The organism is Mycobacterium sp. (assembly GCF_002863225.1).
Taxonomy (GTDB): Bacteria; Actinomycetota; Actinomycetes; order Mycobacteriales; family Mycobacteriaceae; genus Mycobacterium.
The window spans coordinates 21,775-40,378 of sequence record NZ_PKEK01000063.1 but is presented as its reverse complement, the minus strand read 5'-3'; the positions used below and the strand labels follow the sequence as shown (position 1 = coordinate 40,378).

The window sequence follows — 18,604 nt, the reverse complement described above, 5'->3', positions numbered from 1 at the left end:
TGTTGTTTGGCGGCACGACACACTCCGCGACACGCCGGGTGCGCGTCGGTGTCCGGTCATAGACTGGCGTCCCTATGAGCAAGTCGTTCGTGCACCTGCACAACCACACCGAATACTCGATGTTGGATGGTGCCGCGAAGGTCTCGCCGATGCTGGCAGAGGCGCAACGGCTGCAGATGCCCGCCATCGGGATGACCGACCACGGCAACATGTTCGGCGCCAGCGAGTTCTACAACGGGGCCACCGCCGCCGGCATCACGCCGATCATCGGCATCGAGGCCTACATCGCGCCGGCGTCCCGCTTCGAGACCAAGCGCATCCTGTGGGGAGACCCGGGACAGAAGAGCGACGACGTCTCCGGTAGCGGCTCCTACACGCACATGACGATGGTCGCCGAGAACGCCACCGGCCTGCGCAACCTGTTCAAGCTGTCGTCGCTGGCGTCCTTCGAGGGTCAGCTCGGCAAGTGGGCGCGGATGGACGCCGAGCTGATCGCTGAGAACGCCAGCGGCATCATCGCCACCACCGGCTGCCCGTCCGGTGAGGTGCAGACCCGGCTGCGGCTCGGCCATCACCGCGAGGCGCTGGAGGCGGCGGCCAAGTGGCGGGAGATCTTCGGGCCCGAGAACTTCTTCCTGGAGCTGATGGACCACGGCCTGTCCATCGAACGCCGGGTGCGCGACGGGCTGCTGGAAATCGGTTGTGCGCTGAACATTCCGCCGCTGGCCACCAACGACTGCCACTACGTCACCCGGGACGCCGCACACAACCACGAGGCGTTGCTGTGCGTGCAGACCGGTAAGACGCTGACCGATCCGGCCCGGTTCAAATTCGACGGTGACGGCTACTACCTCAAGTCGGCCGCCGAGATGCGCGAGCTCTGGGACGGCGAAGTCCCCGGCGCATGCGACTCGACCCTGCTGATCGCCGAGCGGGTCAGCTCCTACGCCGAGGTCTGGGCACCCAAGGACCGGATGCCGGTGTTCCCGGTGCCCGAGGGCCACGACCCGGCGTCGTGGTTGCGGCACGAGGTGGCGGCCGGACTGCGCCGCCGTTTCCCCGACGCGACGCCGGACGGCTACGCCGAGCGTGCCGCCTACGAGATCGAAGTCATCTGCGACAAGGGTTTTCCGTCGTACTTCCTGATCGTCGCCGACCTGATCAACTACGCCCGCTCAGTCGACATCCGGGTGGGCCCCGGGCGTGGCTCGGCGGCCGGATCGCTGGTGGCCTACAGCCTCGGCATCACCGACATCGACCCGATCGAGCACGGACTGCTCTTCGAGCGGTTCCTCAACCCCGAGCGCGCGTCGATGCCCGATATCGACATCGACTTCGACGACCGCCGGCGCGGTGAAATGGTCCGCTACGCCGCCGAGAAGTGGGGGCAGGACCGGGTCGCGCAGGTCATCACCTTCGGTACCATCAAAACCAAAGCGGCACTCAAGGATTCCGCCCGAATCCACTATGGACAGCCGGGCTTCGCGATCGCCGACCGGATCACCAAGGCACTGCCGCCGGCGATCATGGCCAAGGACATTCCGCTGTCCGGGATCACCGACCCCAACCACGAGCGTTTCAAAGAGGCCGCCGAGATCCGCGGCCTGATCGACACCGACCCCGACGTCCGCACGATCTACCAGACCGCCCGCGGCCTGGAAGGCCTGATCCGCAACTCCGGCGTGCACGCCTGCGCGGTGATCATGAGCAGCGAGCCGCTGACCGACGTGATCCCGTTGTGGAAGCGGGCGCAGGACGGTGCGGTCATCACCGGCTGGGACTACCCGTCGTGCGAGGCCATCGGCCTGCTGAAGATGGACTTCCTCGGGTTGCGCAACCTGACCATCATCGGCGACGCGCTGGTCAACATCAAAGAGAACCGCGGCATCGACCTCGACCTGGAGTCGGTCGCCCTCGACGACCCGGCCACCTTCCAACTGCTGGGCCGCGGCGACACGCTGGGAGTGTTCCAGCTCGACGGCGGGCCGATGCGCGACCTGCTGCGCCGCATGCAGCCCACCGGGTTCGAGGACATCGTCGCCGTGCTGGCGCTCTACCGCCCCGGCCCGATGGGGATGAACGCCCACAACGACTACGCCGACCGCAAGAACGGCCGGCAGGCGATCAAGCCGATCCACCCGGAGCTCGAGGAGCCGCTGCGCGAGGTGCTCGCCGAGACCTACGGCCTGATCGTGTATCAGGAACAGATCATGCGCATCGCGCAAAAGGTGGCCGGCTACTCGCTCGCCCGAGCAGACATTTTGCGCAAGGCGATGGGCAAGAAGAAGCGCGAAGTGCTGGAGAAGGAGTTCGAAGGCTTCTCAGAAGGCATGCAGGCCAACGGGTTTTCAGCCAAGGCCATCAAAGCGCTGTGGGACACCATCCTGCCGTTCGCCGACTACGCGTTCAACAAGTCGCACGCGGCCGGCTACGGCCTGGTGTCGTACTGGACCGCCTATCTGAAAGCCAACTATCCCGGCGAATACATGGCCGGGCTGCTCACCTCGGTCGGTGACGACAAGGACAAGGCCGCGGTGTATCTGGCCGACTGCCGCAAACTCGGTATTACCGTGCTGCCGCCGGACGTCAACGAATCCGGCCTGAACTTCGCCTCGGTGGGCACCGACATTCGCTACGGCCTCGGCGCGGTACGCAACGTCGGCGCGAATGTCGTTGCCTCGCTGATCAATACCCGCACCCACAAGGGCAACTACACCGACTTCTCGGACTACCTCAACAAGGTCGACATCGCCGCGTGCAACAAGAAGGTCACCGAGTCGCTGATCAAAGCCGGCGCCTTCGACTCGCTGAAGCACCCGCGCAAAGGGTTGTTCCTGGTGCACACCGACGCGGTGGAATCGGTGCTCGGCACCAAAAAGGCCGAGGCGATGGGGCAATTCGACCTGTTCGGCGGCGACCCGGATGACGGGGGAGCGGGTGCCGATGCGGTGTTCACCATCCGCGTCCCCGACGAGGAATGGGACGACAAACACAAGCTCGCCCTGGAACGCGAAATGCTGGGGCTGTACGTGTCCGGGCATCCACTGAACGGCGTAGCGCATCTGCTGGCCACCCAGGTCGACACTCCGATTCCGGCGATCCTGGACGGTGATGTCGCCAACGAGACCATGGTGAAGGTCGGCGGCATCCTGGCTTCGGTGAACCGGCGGGTGAACAAGAATGGAATGCCCTGGGCCTCAGCCCAATTGGAAGATCTCACCGGTGGCATCGAGGTGATGTTCTTCCCGCACACCTATTCCGCGTTCGGCGCCGACGTCATCGACGACACCGTGGTGCTGGTGACCGCGAAGGTCGCCATCCGCGACGACCGGATCTCGCTGATCGCCAACGACCTGGTGGTGCCCGACTTCAGCAACGCGCAGGTGAACCGCCCGCTGGCGGTGAGCCTGCCGACCCGTCAATGCACCATCGACAAGGTGACCGCACTCAAACAGGTTCTGGCGCAACACCCCGGCACGTCACAGGTGCACCTGCGGCTGCTCAGCGGCGATCGGGTCACCACGTTGGAGTTGGACGCCGCGCTACGGGTGACCATGTCGCCGGCGCTGATGGGCGACCTCAAAGCGCTCCTCGGCCCGGGGTGCCTGGGCTAACCGGCTAGGCGCACTACGGCCGAGCGCCCGGCGTGCGGGGCGGTCGGGGTCGATCGCCCGACTGGCCGGGCACTCGACGGACAGCGCTAGGCGGCGTGGTCGCTAGTGGCCGGATCTTTGTAGATCACAACGTCTTTCATGACGAAGTCGACCTGGCCGGTGACCTCGATATCGGTGAACGGATCACCGGGCATCGCGACGAGGTCGGCGATCTTGCCTTCGGCGATCACTCCGACGTCGTCGAGTCGCAGCAGTTCGGCCGCCACACTGGTGGCTGCCTGTAATGCCCGCAGTGGCGTGATGCCGGTCGACACCATCATCGGGAATTCACGCCAATTGTCGTGATGCGGAAACATTCCGGCGTCGGTGCCGAATGCGATCCGGACATCGCTGGCGGCCAGATTCTCGGCCGCCTCCAGCAGTGCTCCACGGTATTTCGAGAATTTCCGGCGGGCGTGCTCCGGCAGCGCGGCCCACATCGGATCCTGATCGCCGTGCCGCGCCTTGGACACGATGACGTACTGGGTCGGCACCATGAACACCCCCGCGTCCCGCATCATCGTCAGCGTCTCGGCGGACGCGAGGTTGCCGTGCTCGATACTGCGCACACCGGCCCGAACGGCCCGCCGAATTCCCTCGTCGCCGTAACTGTGCGGAGTGACCGGAATGTCGAGGTCATGGGCGGTGGCCACCAGCACGTCCATCTCTTCCTGGCTGTAGGTGGCATGGCCGGGATCGTCCGACGGGGAGGCGAAACCGCCGGTGGCACTGAACTTTATCCAGTCGGCACCGCCTCTGGCCTGCTGCCGGACCCGGGTCCGAATCTCGTCGTCACCGTCGGCCGAGGCCAACTCCAGGTTCCGGCAGCACCCCTGGTATTCGTCGGCGACCATGCCGCTGAAGTCGCCGTGTCCGCCACGAGCGGAGATGATGTGCGGCGCCACCACCATCCGGGGACCGGTCACGAGTCCCGCCGCCACCGCGTTGCGAAGATCGACCGTGGGGTAATCGACGTCGCCGCAACCCAAGTCGCGGACCGTGGTGAACCCGTTGTCCAACAGTGCGCGCAGCACCGGCAGCGCTTTGAGCGCCTTGGCGGTGCTCGAGTCCAGAGCCTGCATCAGCCCGACCGGCGGCGCCAGGGTGACGTGGGTGTGGCAATCGATGAACCCGGGGGTCAGGGTGTGCCCGGACAGATCCACCACGCGCGTCTCGGCCGGCGCGTCGATCACCTCGGCGACGCGGCGAATCCGACCGTCTTGCACCAACACCTGGTGTGGTTGCGCCCGTGTGGAGATGCCGTCCCATACGCTCGCACCCGTGATCAGGGTCGCGGCCATCGTGGTCACCTTTCAGAAGCGGTAGCGCAGGATGCGCGCGGTGCGGGCACCGGATTTGGTCTTGCCCATCAGGCGGGTCGAGACCCGGGCGGCGGTCGGATACAGATCGACCTCCGGCACCTGCGACAAGCTCGTCTCCTCCACCAGTCGAAGCCGCGGGCTCCAGCTCTCCGGTACCCGGGCATCGTCGAAACCCCGGTACCGCCATTGTGTTCCGACGGCGCTGAAGACGACCTTCATGACAGCGATGTTGAGCGGGCTGACCCGCCCGTAGTCGTTGATCGCTATCTCGCCGGACTCGAAGTGCTCCGGAATGTGGCGAAAGAGGTTGACGATCACCGACTCCGAGACGAAAGCCAGCAGCCCGTCGGCAAACAGAAACGTCGGCCGGCCCGCAGGTATGTGGTCGGTCCACGAGTTGTCGGCCAGCGACGCGGGCACCGAGTGGGCGTGGGTGTCGGGCGGGACGACCCGGTTTCGAAGCGCGATCACATTGGGCAGGTCGACGTCGTACCAATCGACCGTGGGTGGTGGCGCGACCCGCGGCATGGGTGTCGCCAGCCCCGCCCCGAGGTCGACGACCACGGCGTCGGGATGCCGGGCCACGAAATCCCGTATCCGGTCATCGAGCAGCTTCGCGCGCAGCGCGGTCTGACGGATTGCGCTGGCGGGCACGCCCAAACCCGGAAAGTCGTAGTCGATTTTGGCGACGATGTCGTCGGCCAGGGTGTCGCCGAGTATGGGCCTGGTCCAACGACTGTCGACCGCGCGGGCGTACTGGGTGACGAACGCGGTCTGCTCGACGGGCGTCAAGTCGGTGATCGCAAATCCCATACCGGCAAGGTACTCCGGGACTAGCCTCGGCTGAGTGACCGATCAGACGACCACCTCTGACGCGCCCGCCACGTTGTGCGAAGCATTTCAGCGAAACGCGGCGGTCGATCCCGATGCGATCGCCCTAAGAACCCCGGGTGACGGTCAGACGATGACCTGGCGCGAGTACGCGGCCGGCGTTCGCGCGGTGGCGGCCGGATTGCACGGCCTGGGGGTTCGCCGCGGCGACACGGTGTCGTTGATGATGGCCAACCGGATCGAGTTCTACCCGGTCGAGGTCGGCGCGCAGCACCTCGGTGCCACCTCGTTCTCGGTGTACAACACACTGGCGCCCGAACAACTCAGCTACGTGTTCGACAACGCCGGAACCAAGGTCGTGATCTGCGAACAGCAGTACCTCGACGTGATCCGGGCCAGCGGCGCCACCCTCGACCACATCATCTGCGTCGACGGTGCTCCGGACGGCACGCTGTCGCTGGACGATCTGCACGCCGCAGGCAACGACGACTTCGATTTCGAGGCGACCTGGCGGGCGGTGCAGCCCGACGACGTGATCACCCTGATCTACACGTCCGGAACGACCGGTCACCCCAAGGGCGTGGAGATGACGCACGCGCACCTGCTTTTCGAGGCCCGTGCCCTCGACGCCGTTCTCGGTGTGCGGTTCGGCGATCGTGTGACGTCCTTCCTGCCGTCGGCGCACATCGCCGACCGCACGATGGCGCTGTACAACAACGAGGTGTCCGGCGCCCAGGTGACCGTGGTGTCCGATGCCCGCGAGATCGCCGCCGCGTTGTCCGATGTGCACCCGACGATCTGGGCTGCTGTCCCGCGGGTATGGGAAAAGCTTAAGGCGGCAATCGAATTCGCGACCACGCACGAGCCCGACGAGACCAAGCGCCAGGCTCTGCAGTGGGCGATGTCGGTCGCGGCGAAGAAGGCCGCCGCCCTGGTCGCCGGTGAGACGCTGTCCGAAGAGGTGGCGGCGGAATGGCGGCAGGCCGATGATCTGGTGCTGTCGAAACTGCGCGCGAAACTCGGGTTCGACGAGTTGCGCTGGGCGGTCAGCGGTGCGGCACCGATCCCGCGGGAGACCCTGGCGTTCTTCGCCGGTATCGGCATCCAGATCGCCGAGGTGTGGGGCATGTCGGAGCTGAGTTGTGTTGCGAGCGTGACCCATCCGGCGGATGCCCGGCTGGGGTCGGTGGGCAAACTGCTGCCCGGCCTCGAGGCCAGGATCGCCGAGGACGGGGAGTACCTGGTCCGCGGTCCGCTGGTGATGAAGGGCTATCGCGGCGAGCCGGCCAAGACCGCTGAGGCGATCGACCCCGACGGCTGGCTGCACACCGGCGACATCCTCGAGGTGGACGACGACGGCTACCTGCGCATCGTCGACCGCAAGAAGGAATTGATCATCAACGAGGCCGGGAAGAACATGTCGCCGGCGAACATCGAGACCACCATTCTGGCGGCCTGCCCGATGATCGGGGCGATGCTGACCGTCGGCGACGGCCGGCCGTACAACACGGCGTTACTGGTATTCGATGCCGATTCGGTCGGCCCACACGCGGCCGACCTCGGGCTCGCGGACGCCACACCCGATGCCCTGGCCGCGCATCCGGAGATGCTGGCGAAGATCGCTGCCGGCGTGGCGACCGGCAACGCCAAACTCTCACGGGTCGAGCAGATCAAGCGCTTCCGGGTGCTGCCGGCGCTGTGGGAGCCGGGCGGCGACGAGATCACCCTGACGATGAAACTCAAACGCCGGCCGATCATGGCGAAGTACGCCGCCGAGATCGACGAGCTCTACAGCAAGGAACCGGGTCCGGACGTTCACGAACCGGCCCGGGCATCGTCGGCTCAACCGGCGTAGCGGCGCGACCCGTCGGTCGCCAGCTCACGCTGGAGGCGCAGAGCCGTCGCCAATCCGCGTCGCCGGTCGTCCATGTCGTGATCCGTCGACCCCGAGCGGTCGGCGGCGCTCCGAAACCTGTTCTCCGAGGCTGTTTCCGGTGCGTCGTCGCAGGTTGCGGAGAGGTATCGATCCGGCAGCGCCAGTTTGCAGATGGTGCGCACGGTGAGTAGGTACTGACGCAGCAGCGGGCCGGTCGTGTACGGCAGGTCGTAGGCGAGGAACACCGCGCGCACCCGCTCGGCGACCTCCGGATACCGATTGTGTGGCAGATCGGGGAAGAGGTGGTGTTCGATCTGGTAGCAGAGATTTCCGGTCATGAACCGCAGCACCGGTCCCGCCTCGAAGTTCGCCGTACCCAGCATCTGCCGGAGATACCAGTGTTCTCGCGTCTCGTTGTGCAGCACCGACGCTGTGAACTTCTCCGCCCCGTCGACGAAGTGACCGCAGACGATGACGATGTACGCCCACCCGCTGCGTAAGCCGTTCGCGACGATGTTCGCGCCCAGCGTTCGTCGCCACCGACCACGACTGAGCGCCGGGAACAAGACGTAGTCCTTGATCGCCTGCCGGGACATCTTTTTCAGCAGCGCCGATCTCTGAACCGCCCGGCCGGCGTCGGTCGTCTCTTCCTGCTGAACCGCGACCACCCCGTACAACGCGATGCCCCATTCGAAGGCCATCCCGAGCAGCACGGCGAACAGTGGCTGCAGCAGGGCCGGGGGTCGCCACTTCTGGTCCCTGCTGACGCGCAGGATTCCGAATCCGAGATCGGCGTCGACACCGACGACATTGGTGAAGACGTGGTGCTGGTAGTTGTGGGTGTAGCGCCACTGCGAGGTGGGCGCCACGATGTCCCACTCCCAGGTGTTGGAATGGATCTCCGGGTCGTTCATCCAGTCCCATTGACCGTGCGAGATGTTGTGCCCGAGTTCCATGTTCTCGATGCACTTCGCCGCGGCCAGCGCGGTCGTTCCCACCGCCCAGCCGATTCGGCCCTTCGTTGCGGCGATGATCAATCGCGCAACGATGTCCAGGCATCGCTGAAAAGCTATGGCGCGCATCAGGTATGCCCGATCCTTGGCCCCGCGCGAGGATTCGGTGTCGCTGCGGATCGCGTCCAACTCGGCGGTGAGTGCAGTCAGGTCGGCCGCGCTGAGGTGCGCGTACTGGGGCACATCGGTGATCGCCATCGCCGGTCAATCAGAACTGGAAACGGCGGCGGAGGGACAGCTCACATCATTCGAGCGCGAGTACCGCGACATGGTGCGTCTTGTCCCATCGTTGGGTAGATGTCACCCTCGCGGCCGCGAGGATCTGCACGACTACAGGTCAGCGAGCGGATCGATCGCAGACTGTACATCGCATACGCGGCGTTCCGGCGCAGGCGCGACGTGCTGGTGGACGCGCCCTGCCCACTCATGCCTAAAGTGGTGTCATGCCACTCGAAGGTGAATACGCCCCGTCCCCGTGGGACTGGTCCCGCGAGCAAGCCGAAAAGATCGCCGAATCCGGTGGAACCGAAGGCACCGACATGAAAGGCATGCCGGTCATCCTGCTGACCACCGTCGGCGCCAAATCCGGCAAGCTCCGCAAGACGCCGCTGATGCGCGTCGAGCACAACGGCGAGTACGCCGCCGTCGCCTCGCTGGGCGGCGCGCCCAAGAACCCGGTCTGGTACTTCAACATCACCAAGAACCCGCGGGTCGAACTGCAGGACGGCACCGTCACCAAGGACTACGACGCGCGCGAGGTCTTCGGCGACGAGAAGGCCGTCTGGTGGGAGCGGGCCGTGGCCGCCTACCCGGACTACGCCGACTACCAGCAGAAGACAGACCGGCAAATTCCGCTGTTTGTATTGACCCCTGTGCACTGAACGCGCAGCTTGGTGGCACCATTGACCAGTGTCCGCCGAACTGAGTCAAAGCCCGAGCACCCGGGGCTCGAGCCCTGAGAGTGGGGGGCCGCTGCGTGCGGCCGACATCGACGCGGCGGCCACCCGAATTGCCGGCGTGGTCACCCCCACACCGCTGCAGTTTTCCGACCGGTTGTCCGCGACCACCGGGGCGAACGTCTATCTCAAGCGCGAAGACCTACAGACCGTGCGCTCCTACAAGCTGCGCGGCGCCTACAACCTGCTGGTGCAGCTGTCCGACGCCGAACGAGCCGCCGGGGTGGTCTGCTCGTCGGCGGGTAATCACGCACAGGGCTTCGCCTATGCCTGCCGCACCCTGGGTGTCCGCGGTCGCGTCTACGTCCCGGCCAAGACACCGAAACAGAAGCGCGATCGCATCCGCTATCACGGCGGCGACTTCATCGAGCTGATCGTCGGCGGATCGACCTACGACCTGGCCGCCGCGGCGGCGCTCGCCGACGTGCAACGCACCGGCGCGACGCTGGTGCCGCCGTTCGACGACCCACGCACCATGGCGGGCCAGGGCACCATCGCTGTCGAAATCCTGGACCGGCTCGACGATGAACCAGATCTGGTGGTGGTCCCGGTCGGCGGTGGCGGCTGCATCGCCGGCATCACCACCTACCTCGCCGAGCGGACCAGTAAGACATCGGTGCTCGGCATCGAACCGGCGGGCGCGGCCGCCATGATGGCCGCCCTCGCCAACGGTGCACCGGTGACCCTCGACCACGTCGACCAATTCGTCGACGGCGCCGCGGTGAGCCGGGCCGGCACGCTGACCTACGCCGCTCTGGCCGCGGCCGGGAACATGGTCTCGATCACCACGGTCGACGAGGGCGCGGTGTGTACGGCGATGCTCGACCTCTATCAGAACGAGGGGATCATCGCCGAGCCCGCCGGCGCACTCGCCGTGGCCGGGCTGCTCGAAGCCGACATCGAACCGGGCTCGACGGTGGTGTGCCTGGTGTCGGGCGGTAACAACGACGTGTCGCGGTATGGCGAGATACTCGAGCGGTCGCTGGTGCACCTCGGCCTCAAGCACTACTTCCTGGTCGACTTCCCTCAGGAACCCGGCGCACTGCGCCGCTTCCTGGACAGCGTGCTGGGACCCAACGATGACGTGACGCTGTTCGAATACGTCAAGCGGAACAACCGCGAAACCGGCGAGGCGCTGGTCGGCATCGAGCTGGGCTCGGCGGCCGACCTGGACGGGTTGCTGGAACGGATGCGAGCCACCGAGATGCAGATCGAGGCGATCGAGCCGGGTTCACCGGCCTACCGCTACCTGCTCTAGTTGCTGCGCGGCTCAGCGGGTGTCGACGACACGTTGAGCGACTTCGGCCAACTTCACGTTCATCTGCTGGGACAGCTTTCGCAGCATCTCGAATGCGGCCAGAGAATCGATGCTGAAGCGCTCCATCAGCATCCCTTTTGCCTGGCCGATGACGTCGCGGCTGAGCAGGGCGGCCTGCAGCTGCTGGCTGTCGCGGCTGGCCAGGATGGCCGCGGCGGCGTGCGCGGCGAGTATCGACCCGATCACCTCGGAGTCGGCATCGAAATTGTTCGGATGCCGTGAAAAAACGTTCAACGCGCCCGCGGTCCGTTCCCCGGTGTAGAGCTTGAAGGAGATGCTGCTGCGAACCCCGAGCTTGCAGACCTCACGCGAGTAATCGCCCCACCGGGTCTCGGTCTCGAAGTCCTCGGTGCGGACCACGAGATCCTTGATCGCCGCATCGACACAAGGCCCGGCGTTGTGCTTTTCCTGGAGCCGGTCGACTTCGTAGATGAGGTCGGACGTGCCGGACAGCGACTCGAATTTGCCCCCCTTGGAGACCAGCAGCACTCCGGCGGTATCGGCGCCATCGAGCAGCTCGACCGCGGTGGCGGTGACGCCACTCAGGACAGCTTCGATGTCGCGTGGTGCGGCTACAGATCGGGCCAACTCGGCCATACGCTGCGCCAACTCGTGCGCCGGTAGATTCGGCATATCTCAAGCAGTTCCCGTAACTGCCTGGAACTACACCGGAACGCAGAGGTCAGCGAATGTCCTCGACGGCTTTCTTCGCCTCGGCCAGGCCGGCACCCGTCAAGGTGCGGTACTCCTTGATCGCGGCGATCAGGTTGCCGCGACGGGCGAGTTCGACCACGGCGGGCGGCATTCCCGCGGCATTCGCCTCGGCGAACGGCACGTAGCCCTCCGGAAACAGCATTTGAAGTTGCTTTTCGATGTAATCCAGACGGGCCCGGGCGCCCTCGTCAACGTCACTCACATCCGAAAGCTACCGGATGACGCATCCGCTGGCCCAGCACTGCCACCGTCTCGTCGTTGGCACGGAAGATCGGCTCCAACGGCACGTCGAATCGCTCGGCCATGTCGATCAACGCCTTCGACCAGACCAGCTCGACAGTCGAGGCCGGGCCGCGTCCGGGGCCGGACAGCAGCAGCGCCACCGTGGTGTCCGGGTCCAGGTCGTCGAGCAATGTGCGCATCGAGGACATCAGGTTCCAGACGATTCGCCCTCGGGGGTGCGGCTGGATCGCGATACGGCTGAGCTTCTTGGTGAAGCAGCGGTCCGGCCCGATAAGGCCGAACCACAACAGCCGGGTGCCGAACCCCAGCGGCCCCATCAGTGCACGCCACCGCTCGCGCAGGTCGTGGGTCGAATGCACCGGATCGCAGGCGGTTTGGATGGGCGGGATCGGCAACACGTCAGGCTGGGTCATCCGCGCATCATGCGAGGTCGTGAACGAGGACGGTAGTCAGCTATCCACAGCGCGCAAAATCACGAACGAGTGCGGCGGCAGCTCAGTGCTCTGTTCACCGACTTCGAACAGCTCCGAACCCAGCACCACGTTGCCGGTGAAGGGGACCGTCGCGGGGTCGACGCCGAGATTGCAGGCCACCGTCAGGGCGCCCCGACGCAGTGCGATCCAGCGACGCTCTTCGTCGTAGTCGACGATCAGGTTGTCCAGCCACGGATCATTCAGATCGATCTCGTTGCGCCGCAACACAATCAGCTCTCGATAGATCCGGAGCAATTTCGCGTGCTCGTCGTGGTCGACCTCGGACCAGTCCAGCTTCGACCGTTGGAAGGTCTTTGGGTCCTGCGGGTCGGGGATGTCGTCGGCGTCCCACCCGTGGTCGGCGAATTCCCGCTTGCGTCCCTCGGCGGTGGCGCGGGCCAACTCGGGTTCGGGATGTGAGCTGAAGAACTGGAACGGCGTGGAGGCTCCCCACTCCTCGCCCATGAAAAGCATTGCGGTGTAGGGCGAGGTCAACACCAGCGCGGCCTTCACCGCGAGTTGACCGTAGGTCAGGTTCTGCGACGGCCGGTCGCCGAGAGCGCGGTTGCCGACCTGGTCGTGGGTGCAGGTGTAGGCGACCAGTCGGGTGGCCGGGGTCCCGGACAGCTCGGTGGTGTCCAGCGGCCGGCCGTGGCGTCGCTGCCGAAACGACGAGTAGGTGGCTGCGTGGAAGAAACCGTGGCGCAACGTTTTTGCCAGCGCGGCCAGTGAGCCGAAGTCGGCGTAATAGCCTTGCCGCTCACCGGAAACCGCGGTGTGGATGGCGTGGTGGATGTCGTCATCCCACTGTCCGGTCATACCCAGGCCGTGCTCCGGCCGGGGGGTGATCATCCGCGGGTCGTTCAGGTCGCTCTCGGCGATCAGCGACAGCGGGCGGCCGAGTTGCTCGGCCAGCGCCTCGGTTTCGGCGGACAGTTCCTCGAGGATATGGATCGCGGTGGTGTCGAACAGGGCATGCACGGCGTCCAGGCGCAGGCCGTCGGCGCCGAAGTCGCGCATCCACCGCAGCGCACAGTCGATGATGTAGCGGCGCACCTCGTCGGACTGCGCGTCGGCGATGTTGATGCCCTCACCCCACGGGTTACTCGCCGACGACAGGTAGGGCCCGAACCGGGGCAGGTAGTTGCCCGACGGTCCGAGGTGGTTGAACACCGCGTCGATCAGCACCCCGAGACCGCGGCGGTGACAGGCGTCGATGAACCGAACCAAACCGTCTGGGCCACCGTAGGCTTCGTGCACCGCGTACCACAGCACACCGTCGTAGCCCCAACCGTGTGTGCCGGAGAACGCGTTCACCGGCATCACCTCGACGAAGTCGACCCCGAGTTCGACCAAATAGTCCAGCTTGTCGACGGCCGCTTCGAAAGTTCCTGCCGGGGTGAAGGTCCCGATGTGCAGCTCGTAGATCACCGCACCCGCGACCGGCCGACCGGCCCAGCCGGTGTCGACCGGGTCCGGGCGTTCCCACAGCTGCGAGGCTTTGTGCACGCCGTCGGGCTGACGCGGAGACCGTGGGTCGGGCAGCAACTCGGTATCGTCGTCGAGCAGGAATCCGTAGCGGGCGTCTCGTGTCGCGTCAACGCTCGCTCGCCACCAGCCGTCCTCGCCGCGCGTCATCGGGGAGACCGTCCCGTCGACGTCGACGCGGACGGTCTCCGGTTTCGGTGCCCAGACCGCGAATTCAGGCATCGGTACGCTCCAACAACGCGACCGGGAGTTCGGCGAACAATTCGGCGGCAGGCACAGTTCCCTCGAATCTCGAGCCGGTGAGCGTGTTGGTCCAAGCGCCGTCCGGCAGCGTGACCGCGGTGTCGCCCCAGCCGGTCTGCTCGAGGCGCACCGTCCAGCGGGTCACCGCGACCAGTACGTCGTCACCACGTCGGTATGCCACCACGTGCTCGGCACCGGTGCCGGCAGCCAGCACCGGGCGGTAGCCGCCGTCCAGGAATGTCCGCGTGCGACTCCGTCGCAGCTGCAGTGCGGCTTTGACGACGCGAATCTTACTGTGCTGCAGCGACTTCAGCGCCTCGCGGCGAACCTGGTAGTCGACCGCGCGCCGATTGTCGGGGTCGACCAGGCTGTCGTCCCACAGCTCGGTGCCCTGATAGATGTCCGGGACGCCGGGCGACGTCAGCGACAGCAGCTTCTGGCCGAGCGCATCGTTTTCGGCGTGTGGCTGCAACCGCACGACCAGGGTGGTCAGCTCGCGGGCGATCGGGCCGTCCAGCACGGCGTCCAGCCAGCGATGGACGGCGCCTTCGAAGTCGGCATCCGGGTCATTCCACGTGGTGTGCCATGCTGCCTCGCGGATCGCCTTCTCGGCGTACGCATGCAGCCGCTCGCGCAGCTCGTCGGTGACGGTGCCGTCGGCGGGCCAGACGCCGAAGATGTTCTGCCACAAGAACAACCCGGTCGCCGGGTCGGGGGAGGGCGTCGACTGCTCCCAGCGGGCCACGAACTCGGTCCACAACGCCGGCACTTGCGACAGCACCCCGATCCGGGCGCGGACGTCCTCCCCGCGTTTGGTGTCATGCGTCGACAACGCCGTCATCGCGCGCGGCCACAGCCGGGCCCGGGCCGATGCGCGGGAATGAAACTCGGCGAGGCCGACCCCGAAGTCGTGCGGTTCACCACCGACCTCGTTCAGCGACACCAGGCGGGCATCGCGGTAGAACAGGCAGTCTTCGACGGCCTTCGCGGTCACCGCGCCACACAGCTGCTGCAGTCGTACCGCGGCCTCCCCGGACGGGTTGGCCACCGCGGCGGCTATGAGCTGCAACGGCACATCGAGTTCGGGTGCGGCGGAACGGGTTGCGGCCAGGGCCGTCGGCAGGATCGCCGCAAGGCTGAGGTAGTCGCTGCGGTACACATCGACGTGCGTCAGCAGTGCGGCGACCGCGTCGGGCAGTTGCGGATGGTCGGCGCCGGCTGCCGCGACGATGCACCGCCGCAGCCGGGCCAGCTCGCTGGCCAACGTGACGGTCGCCGAGGAGATCTTCAGCTCGGCGGCGGACAACTGGGAGTCGTCGACGCCGGCGGAGTCGAACAGCTCCGTCAACGCTTGTGCCCCTTGGGGATCGACGAACACGCCGCCGACCTCACGCAGCGCGTCGTACCCCGTGGTGCCGGCCACCGGCAGCGACAGATCCAGTGGTTCGTCGACGGCCAGGATCTTCTCGATCACGATCCAGGCTTCGGGCCCGGTCACTTCGCGCAGCCAGTCCAGATAGCCGGCCGGATTCGCCAGGCCGTCGGGATGATCGATCCGCACGCCGTCGACCAGGCCTTCGGTGAACCACCGCACCACCTCGGCGTGGCTGGCGTCGAATACCGCGCGGTCTTCTTGGCGCAATCCGGCCAGTGACGTGATCGAGAAGAATCGGCGATAGCCGACCACCCCGTTGCGCCAGCCGACCAGTCGGTAATGCTGGCGATCGTGCACCTGCGGGCCGGTGCCCTGGTCGGTGCCCGGTGCGATCGGCAGTGCCAGATCGCCCAGCCGCAACAGATCGCCGTCGACGGTCAGGTCGGCGACGTCGCCGTCAGAACCCAGCACCGGCAGGACAATCCGGCCGTCACCCAGTTCCCAGTCGATGTCGAAGAACGACGCGTATTGCGAGGTCTGCCCGTGCTGCAGCACGTCCCACCACCACGGGTTCTGGTCCGGGGCGTCCACCCCGACGTGGTTGGGAACGATGTCGACGACCAAGCCGAGGCCCCGGGCCCGCGCCGCCGCCGAGAGCTGCGCCAGGCCTTCCGGGCCGCCGAGTTCGGCGGACACCGTGGTGGGGTCGGCGACGTCATAACCGTGCGCCGATCCGGCCACCGGCGTCAGGATCGGCGACAGGTAGAGATGCGAGACGCCCAGATCGTCCAGGTAGTCGATCAGGTTCTCAGCGTCGGCGAAGGTGAATCCGAACCCGCTGTCAGCACCCCGCAGCTGCAGCCGGTAGGTGGACAGTACCGGAAATACCATGCGCTACTTCGTCTTACGAAATACGAGGAGGGCGCGTGAGGGCAACGACACCTCGTCGCCGTCGTTGACCACCAGGGTCACCGATCCGGTTGCGTCGGTGGTGTCCAAGACGGCCGTCCATTCCGAGGCGTAATCGTCAGGGGGAATGACGAAATCGACCTCGTGATCGTGAGCGTTGAAGCACATCAGGAACGAGTCGTCGACGACCCGTTCGCCACGCGCATTGGGTTCAGGAATCGCCTCGCCGTTGAGGAATACTGCGATGCTCTTGCCGAATTCGCCGCCCCAGTCCTGGGGCTGCATCTCTTTGCCGGCCGGTGTCAGCCAGGCGATGTCGCGCACCTCGTCGCCACTGCGGATCGGCTCACCGTCGAAGAACCGGCGGCGACGGAACACCGGGTGGCTCTTGCGCAGCGCGGTGGCCTTGCGGGTGAATTCCAGTTGATCGCTGTTCTTCTCGACCAGAGACCAGTCCATCCAGGACAACTCGGAGTCCTGGCAGTACACGTTGTTGTTGCCTCGCTGACTGCGGCCGATCTCGTCGCCGTGGGCGATCATCGGCGTGCCCTGGCTGAGCATCAGCGTGGCCATGATGTTGCGCATCTGCCGGCTGCGCAGCGTCCGGATCTCCGGGTCGTCGGTCGGACCCTCGACGCCGCAGTTCCAGGACCGGTTGTGGCTCTCGCCGTCGCGATTGCCCTCGCCGTTGGCCTCGTTGTGCTTCTCGTTGTAGGACACCAGGTCGTTGAGCGTGAAGCCGTCGTGGGCGGTGACGAAGTTGATGCTGGCTCCGGGTCGACGACTGGTCGCCTCGTAGAGGTCCGAGGACCCGGTCAGCCGGGACGCGAACTCGCCCAATGTCGCGGGCTCGCCCCGCCAGTAGTCACGCACAGTATCGCGATACTTCCCGTTCCACTCGGTCCACAAACCCGGGAAGTTGCCGACCTGGTAGCCGCCCTCGCCGATATCCCAGGGCTCGGCGATCAACTTGACCTGGCTGACCACCGGATCTTGTTGCACCAGATCGAAAAACGCGCTCAGGCGGTCGACGTCATAAAACTCGCGGGCCAAGGTCGAGGCGAGGTCGAAACGGAAGCCGTCGACGTGCATCTCGGTCACCCAGTAGCGCAGCGAGTCCATGATCAGCTGCAGGGTGTGTGGGTGACGAGCGTTGAGGCTGTTGCCGGTGCCGGTGAAGTCCTTGTAGAGCCTGAGGTCTTCGTCGAGCAGGCGGTAGTAGGCGGCGTTGTCGATGCCGCGGAAATTGACGGTGGGACCGAGATGGTTGCCCTCGGCGGTGTGGTTGTAGACCACGTCGAGGATCACTTCGATGCCCTGCTGGTGAAAAGCCCGGACCATCGACTTGAACTCGGTCACCGCGCCGCGGGCGCGCCGGTTGGCGGCGTATTGATTGTGCGGGGCGAAAAATCCGAACGTGTTGTAGCCCCAGTAATTTCGCAGACCCAGATCGATCAGACGGTGATCGTGCATGAACTGATGCACCGGCATCAGTTCGATCGCGGTGACGTTCATCGCCTTCAGGTGGTCGATGATCGCCGGGTGAGCCAGGCCGGCGTAGGTGCCGCGCAGCGCTTCGGGAATGGCGGGATGATTCTGGGTCATCCCTTTGACATGGGCCTCGTAGATCACCGTCTCGTGGTACGGCGTGCGGGGTGAATGGTCGTTGCCCCAGTCGAAATACGGATTGATCACCACGCTGGTCATGGTGTGGCCCAACGAATCGACCCCGGGTGGCGTGCCGGTCTCGGCGGGGTCCTCGGCGGCGACATCCAAATCGTAGGAGAACAGTGCCTGGGTGAATTTGAATTCGCCGTCGAAGCATTTGCCGTACGGGTCGAGCAACAGCTTGCTCGGGTCGCAGCGATGGCCTGCCGCCGGATCGAACGGGCCGTGCACCCGAAACCCGTAGCGCTGTCCCGGGGTGACGTCAGGGAGGTAGGCATGCCAGACGTAGCCGTCGACCTCGTCGAGGCGGATGCGGCTTTCCTGGCCGCCCTCGTCGATCAGGCACAGTTCGACCTTCTCGGCGATCTCGGAGAACAGCGCGAAGTTGGTACCGGTGCCGTCGTAGTTGGCGCCCAAGGGGTAGCTGCTTCCTGGCCACACGGTGGGCAGCGGCGGCGGGTCGCTGCCGATCGGGTCTGACGAAGGCATCACTCGACCTTAGTGGCGGCCGGTTCAGGCCGC

13 protein-coding genes are annotated in these 18,604 nt (G+C 66.0%); 4 read left to right on the top strand and 9 right to left on the bottom strand.

Annotated features, from left to right (window positions below; genetic code table 11):
• The first annotated feature begins 74 nt into the window (after window positions 1–74).
• Window positions 75–3,614, top strand: a complete 3,540-nt coding sequence (gene dnaE / locus CYU59_RS20035) for a DNA polymerase III subunit alpha (protein WP_293001904.1) — start codon at window positions 75–77, stop codon at window positions 3,612–3,614.
• A gap of 86 nt (window positions 3,615–3,700) precedes the next feature.
• Here dnaE and CYU59_RS20030 read toward each other — a convergent pair whose 3' ends face one another.
• Both CYU59_RS20030 and CYU59_RS20025 read right to left on the bottom strand, forming a co-directional pair.
• Window positions 3,701–4,954 (bottom strand): amidohydrolase family protein, encoded by a 1,254-nt coding sequence (locus CYU59_RS20030; protein WP_293001902.1) that lies wholly within the window; start codon window positions 4,952–4,954, stop codon window positions 3,701–3,703.
• A gap of 12 nt (window positions 4,955–4,966) precedes the next feature.
• Window positions 4,967–5,788, bottom strand: coding sequence for a class I SAM-dependent methyltransferase (locus CYU59_RS20025; protein ID WP_293001900.1), 822 nt, complete (start codon window positions 5,786–5,788; stop codon window positions 4,967–4,969).
• Between the two features lie 34 nt (window positions 5,789–5,822).
• Between CYU59_RS20025 and fadD11 the strand changes: the two genes are divergently transcribed.
• Window positions 5,823–7,661: a fatty acid--CoA ligase FadD11 gene (gene fadD11 / locus CYU59_RS20020; RefSeq protein ID WP_293001898.1), complete on the top strand. Its 1,839-nt coding sequence runs from the start codon at window positions 5,823–5,825 to the stop codon at window positions 7,659–7,661.
• On the opposite strand, the gene CYU59_RS20015 is transcribed toward fadD11, so the two are convergent.
• Window positions 7,649–8,893 (bottom strand): acyl-CoA desaturase, encoded by a 1,245-nt coding sequence (locus CYU59_RS20015; RefSeq protein ID WP_293001895.1) that lies wholly within the window; start codon window positions 8,891–8,893, stop codon window positions 7,649–7,651. The two genes, fadD11 and CYU59_RS20015, sit on opposite strands and share 13 nt — an antisense overlap.
• A gap of 245 nt (window positions 8,894–9,138) precedes the next feature.
• Between CYU59_RS20015 and CYU59_RS20010 the strand changes: the two genes are divergently transcribed.
• Together CYU59_RS20010 and ilvA are read left to right on the top strand one after the other, a co-directional pair.
• Window positions 9,139–9,576 carry a nitroreductase family deazaflavin-dependent oxidoreductase gene (locus CYU59_RS20010; RefSeq protein ID WP_293001893.1) on the top strand — a complete coding sequence of 146 codons (438 nt, stop codon included), beginning with the start codon at window positions 9,139–9,141 and terminating at the stop codon, window positions 9,574–9,576.
• 28 nt (window positions 9,577–9,604) lie between these two features.
• Window positions 9,605–10,909: a threonine ammonia-lyase gene (gene ilvA, locus CYU59_RS20005; protein WP_293001891.1), complete on the top strand. Its 1,305-nt coding sequence runs from the start codon at window positions 9,605–9,607 to the stop codon at window positions 10,907–10,909.
• A gap of 12 nt (window positions 10,910–10,921) precedes the next feature.
• Here ilvA and CYU59_RS20000 read toward each other — a convergent pair whose 3' ends face one another.
• From CYU59_RS20000 to glgX, 6 genes are read right to left on the bottom strand one after another with little or no spacing between them, the layout of a single operon-like run.
• On the bottom strand, window positions 10,922–11,602 hold the full coding sequence (locus tag CYU59_RS20000; RefSeq protein ID WP_293001889.1) for a GAF and ANTAR domain-containing protein: 681 nt from the start codon (window positions 11,600–11,602) through the stop codon (window positions 10,922–10,924).
• A 49-nt stretch (window positions 11,603–11,651) separates the two neighbouring features.
• Window positions 11,652–11,885, bottom strand: coding sequence for a hypothetical protein (locus tag CYU59_RS19995; protein ID WP_293001887.1), 234 nt, complete (start codon window positions 11,883–11,885; stop codon window positions 11,652–11,654).
• A complete protein-coding gene (locus CYU59_RS19990) occupies window positions 11,878–12,339 on the bottom strand; it encodes a hypothetical protein (protein WP_293001885.1) in 462 nt (153 codons plus the stop codon). The genes CYU59_RS19995 and CYU59_RS19990 overlap by 8 nt, the downstream gene beginning before the upstream one ends.
• Before the next feature lie 36 nt (window positions 12,340–12,375).
• Complete coding sequence (gene treZ, locus CYU59_RS19985) at window positions 12,376–14,109, bottom strand: malto-oligosyltrehalose trehalohydrolase (protein WP_293001883.1); 1,734 nt, start codon at window positions 14,107–14,109, stop codon at window positions 12,376–12,378.
• Window positions 14,102–16,396, bottom strand: coding sequence for a malto-oligosyltrehalose synthase (treY, locus tag CYU59_RS19980; RefSeq protein WP_293001881.1), 2,295 nt, complete (start codon window positions 16,394–16,396; stop codon window positions 14,102–14,104). Before treY ends, treZ begins: the two co-directional genes overlap by 8 nt.
• 3 nt (window positions 16,397–16,399) lie before the next feature.
• Window positions 16,400–18,571 carry a glycogen debranching protein GlgX gene (gene glgX, locus CYU59_RS19975; RefSeq protein ID WP_293001879.1) on the bottom strand — a complete coding sequence of 724 codons (2,172 nt, stop codon included), beginning with the start codon at window positions 18,569–18,571 and terminating at the stop codon, window positions 16,400–16,402.
• Window positions 18,572–18,604 lie beyond the last annotated feature (33 nt).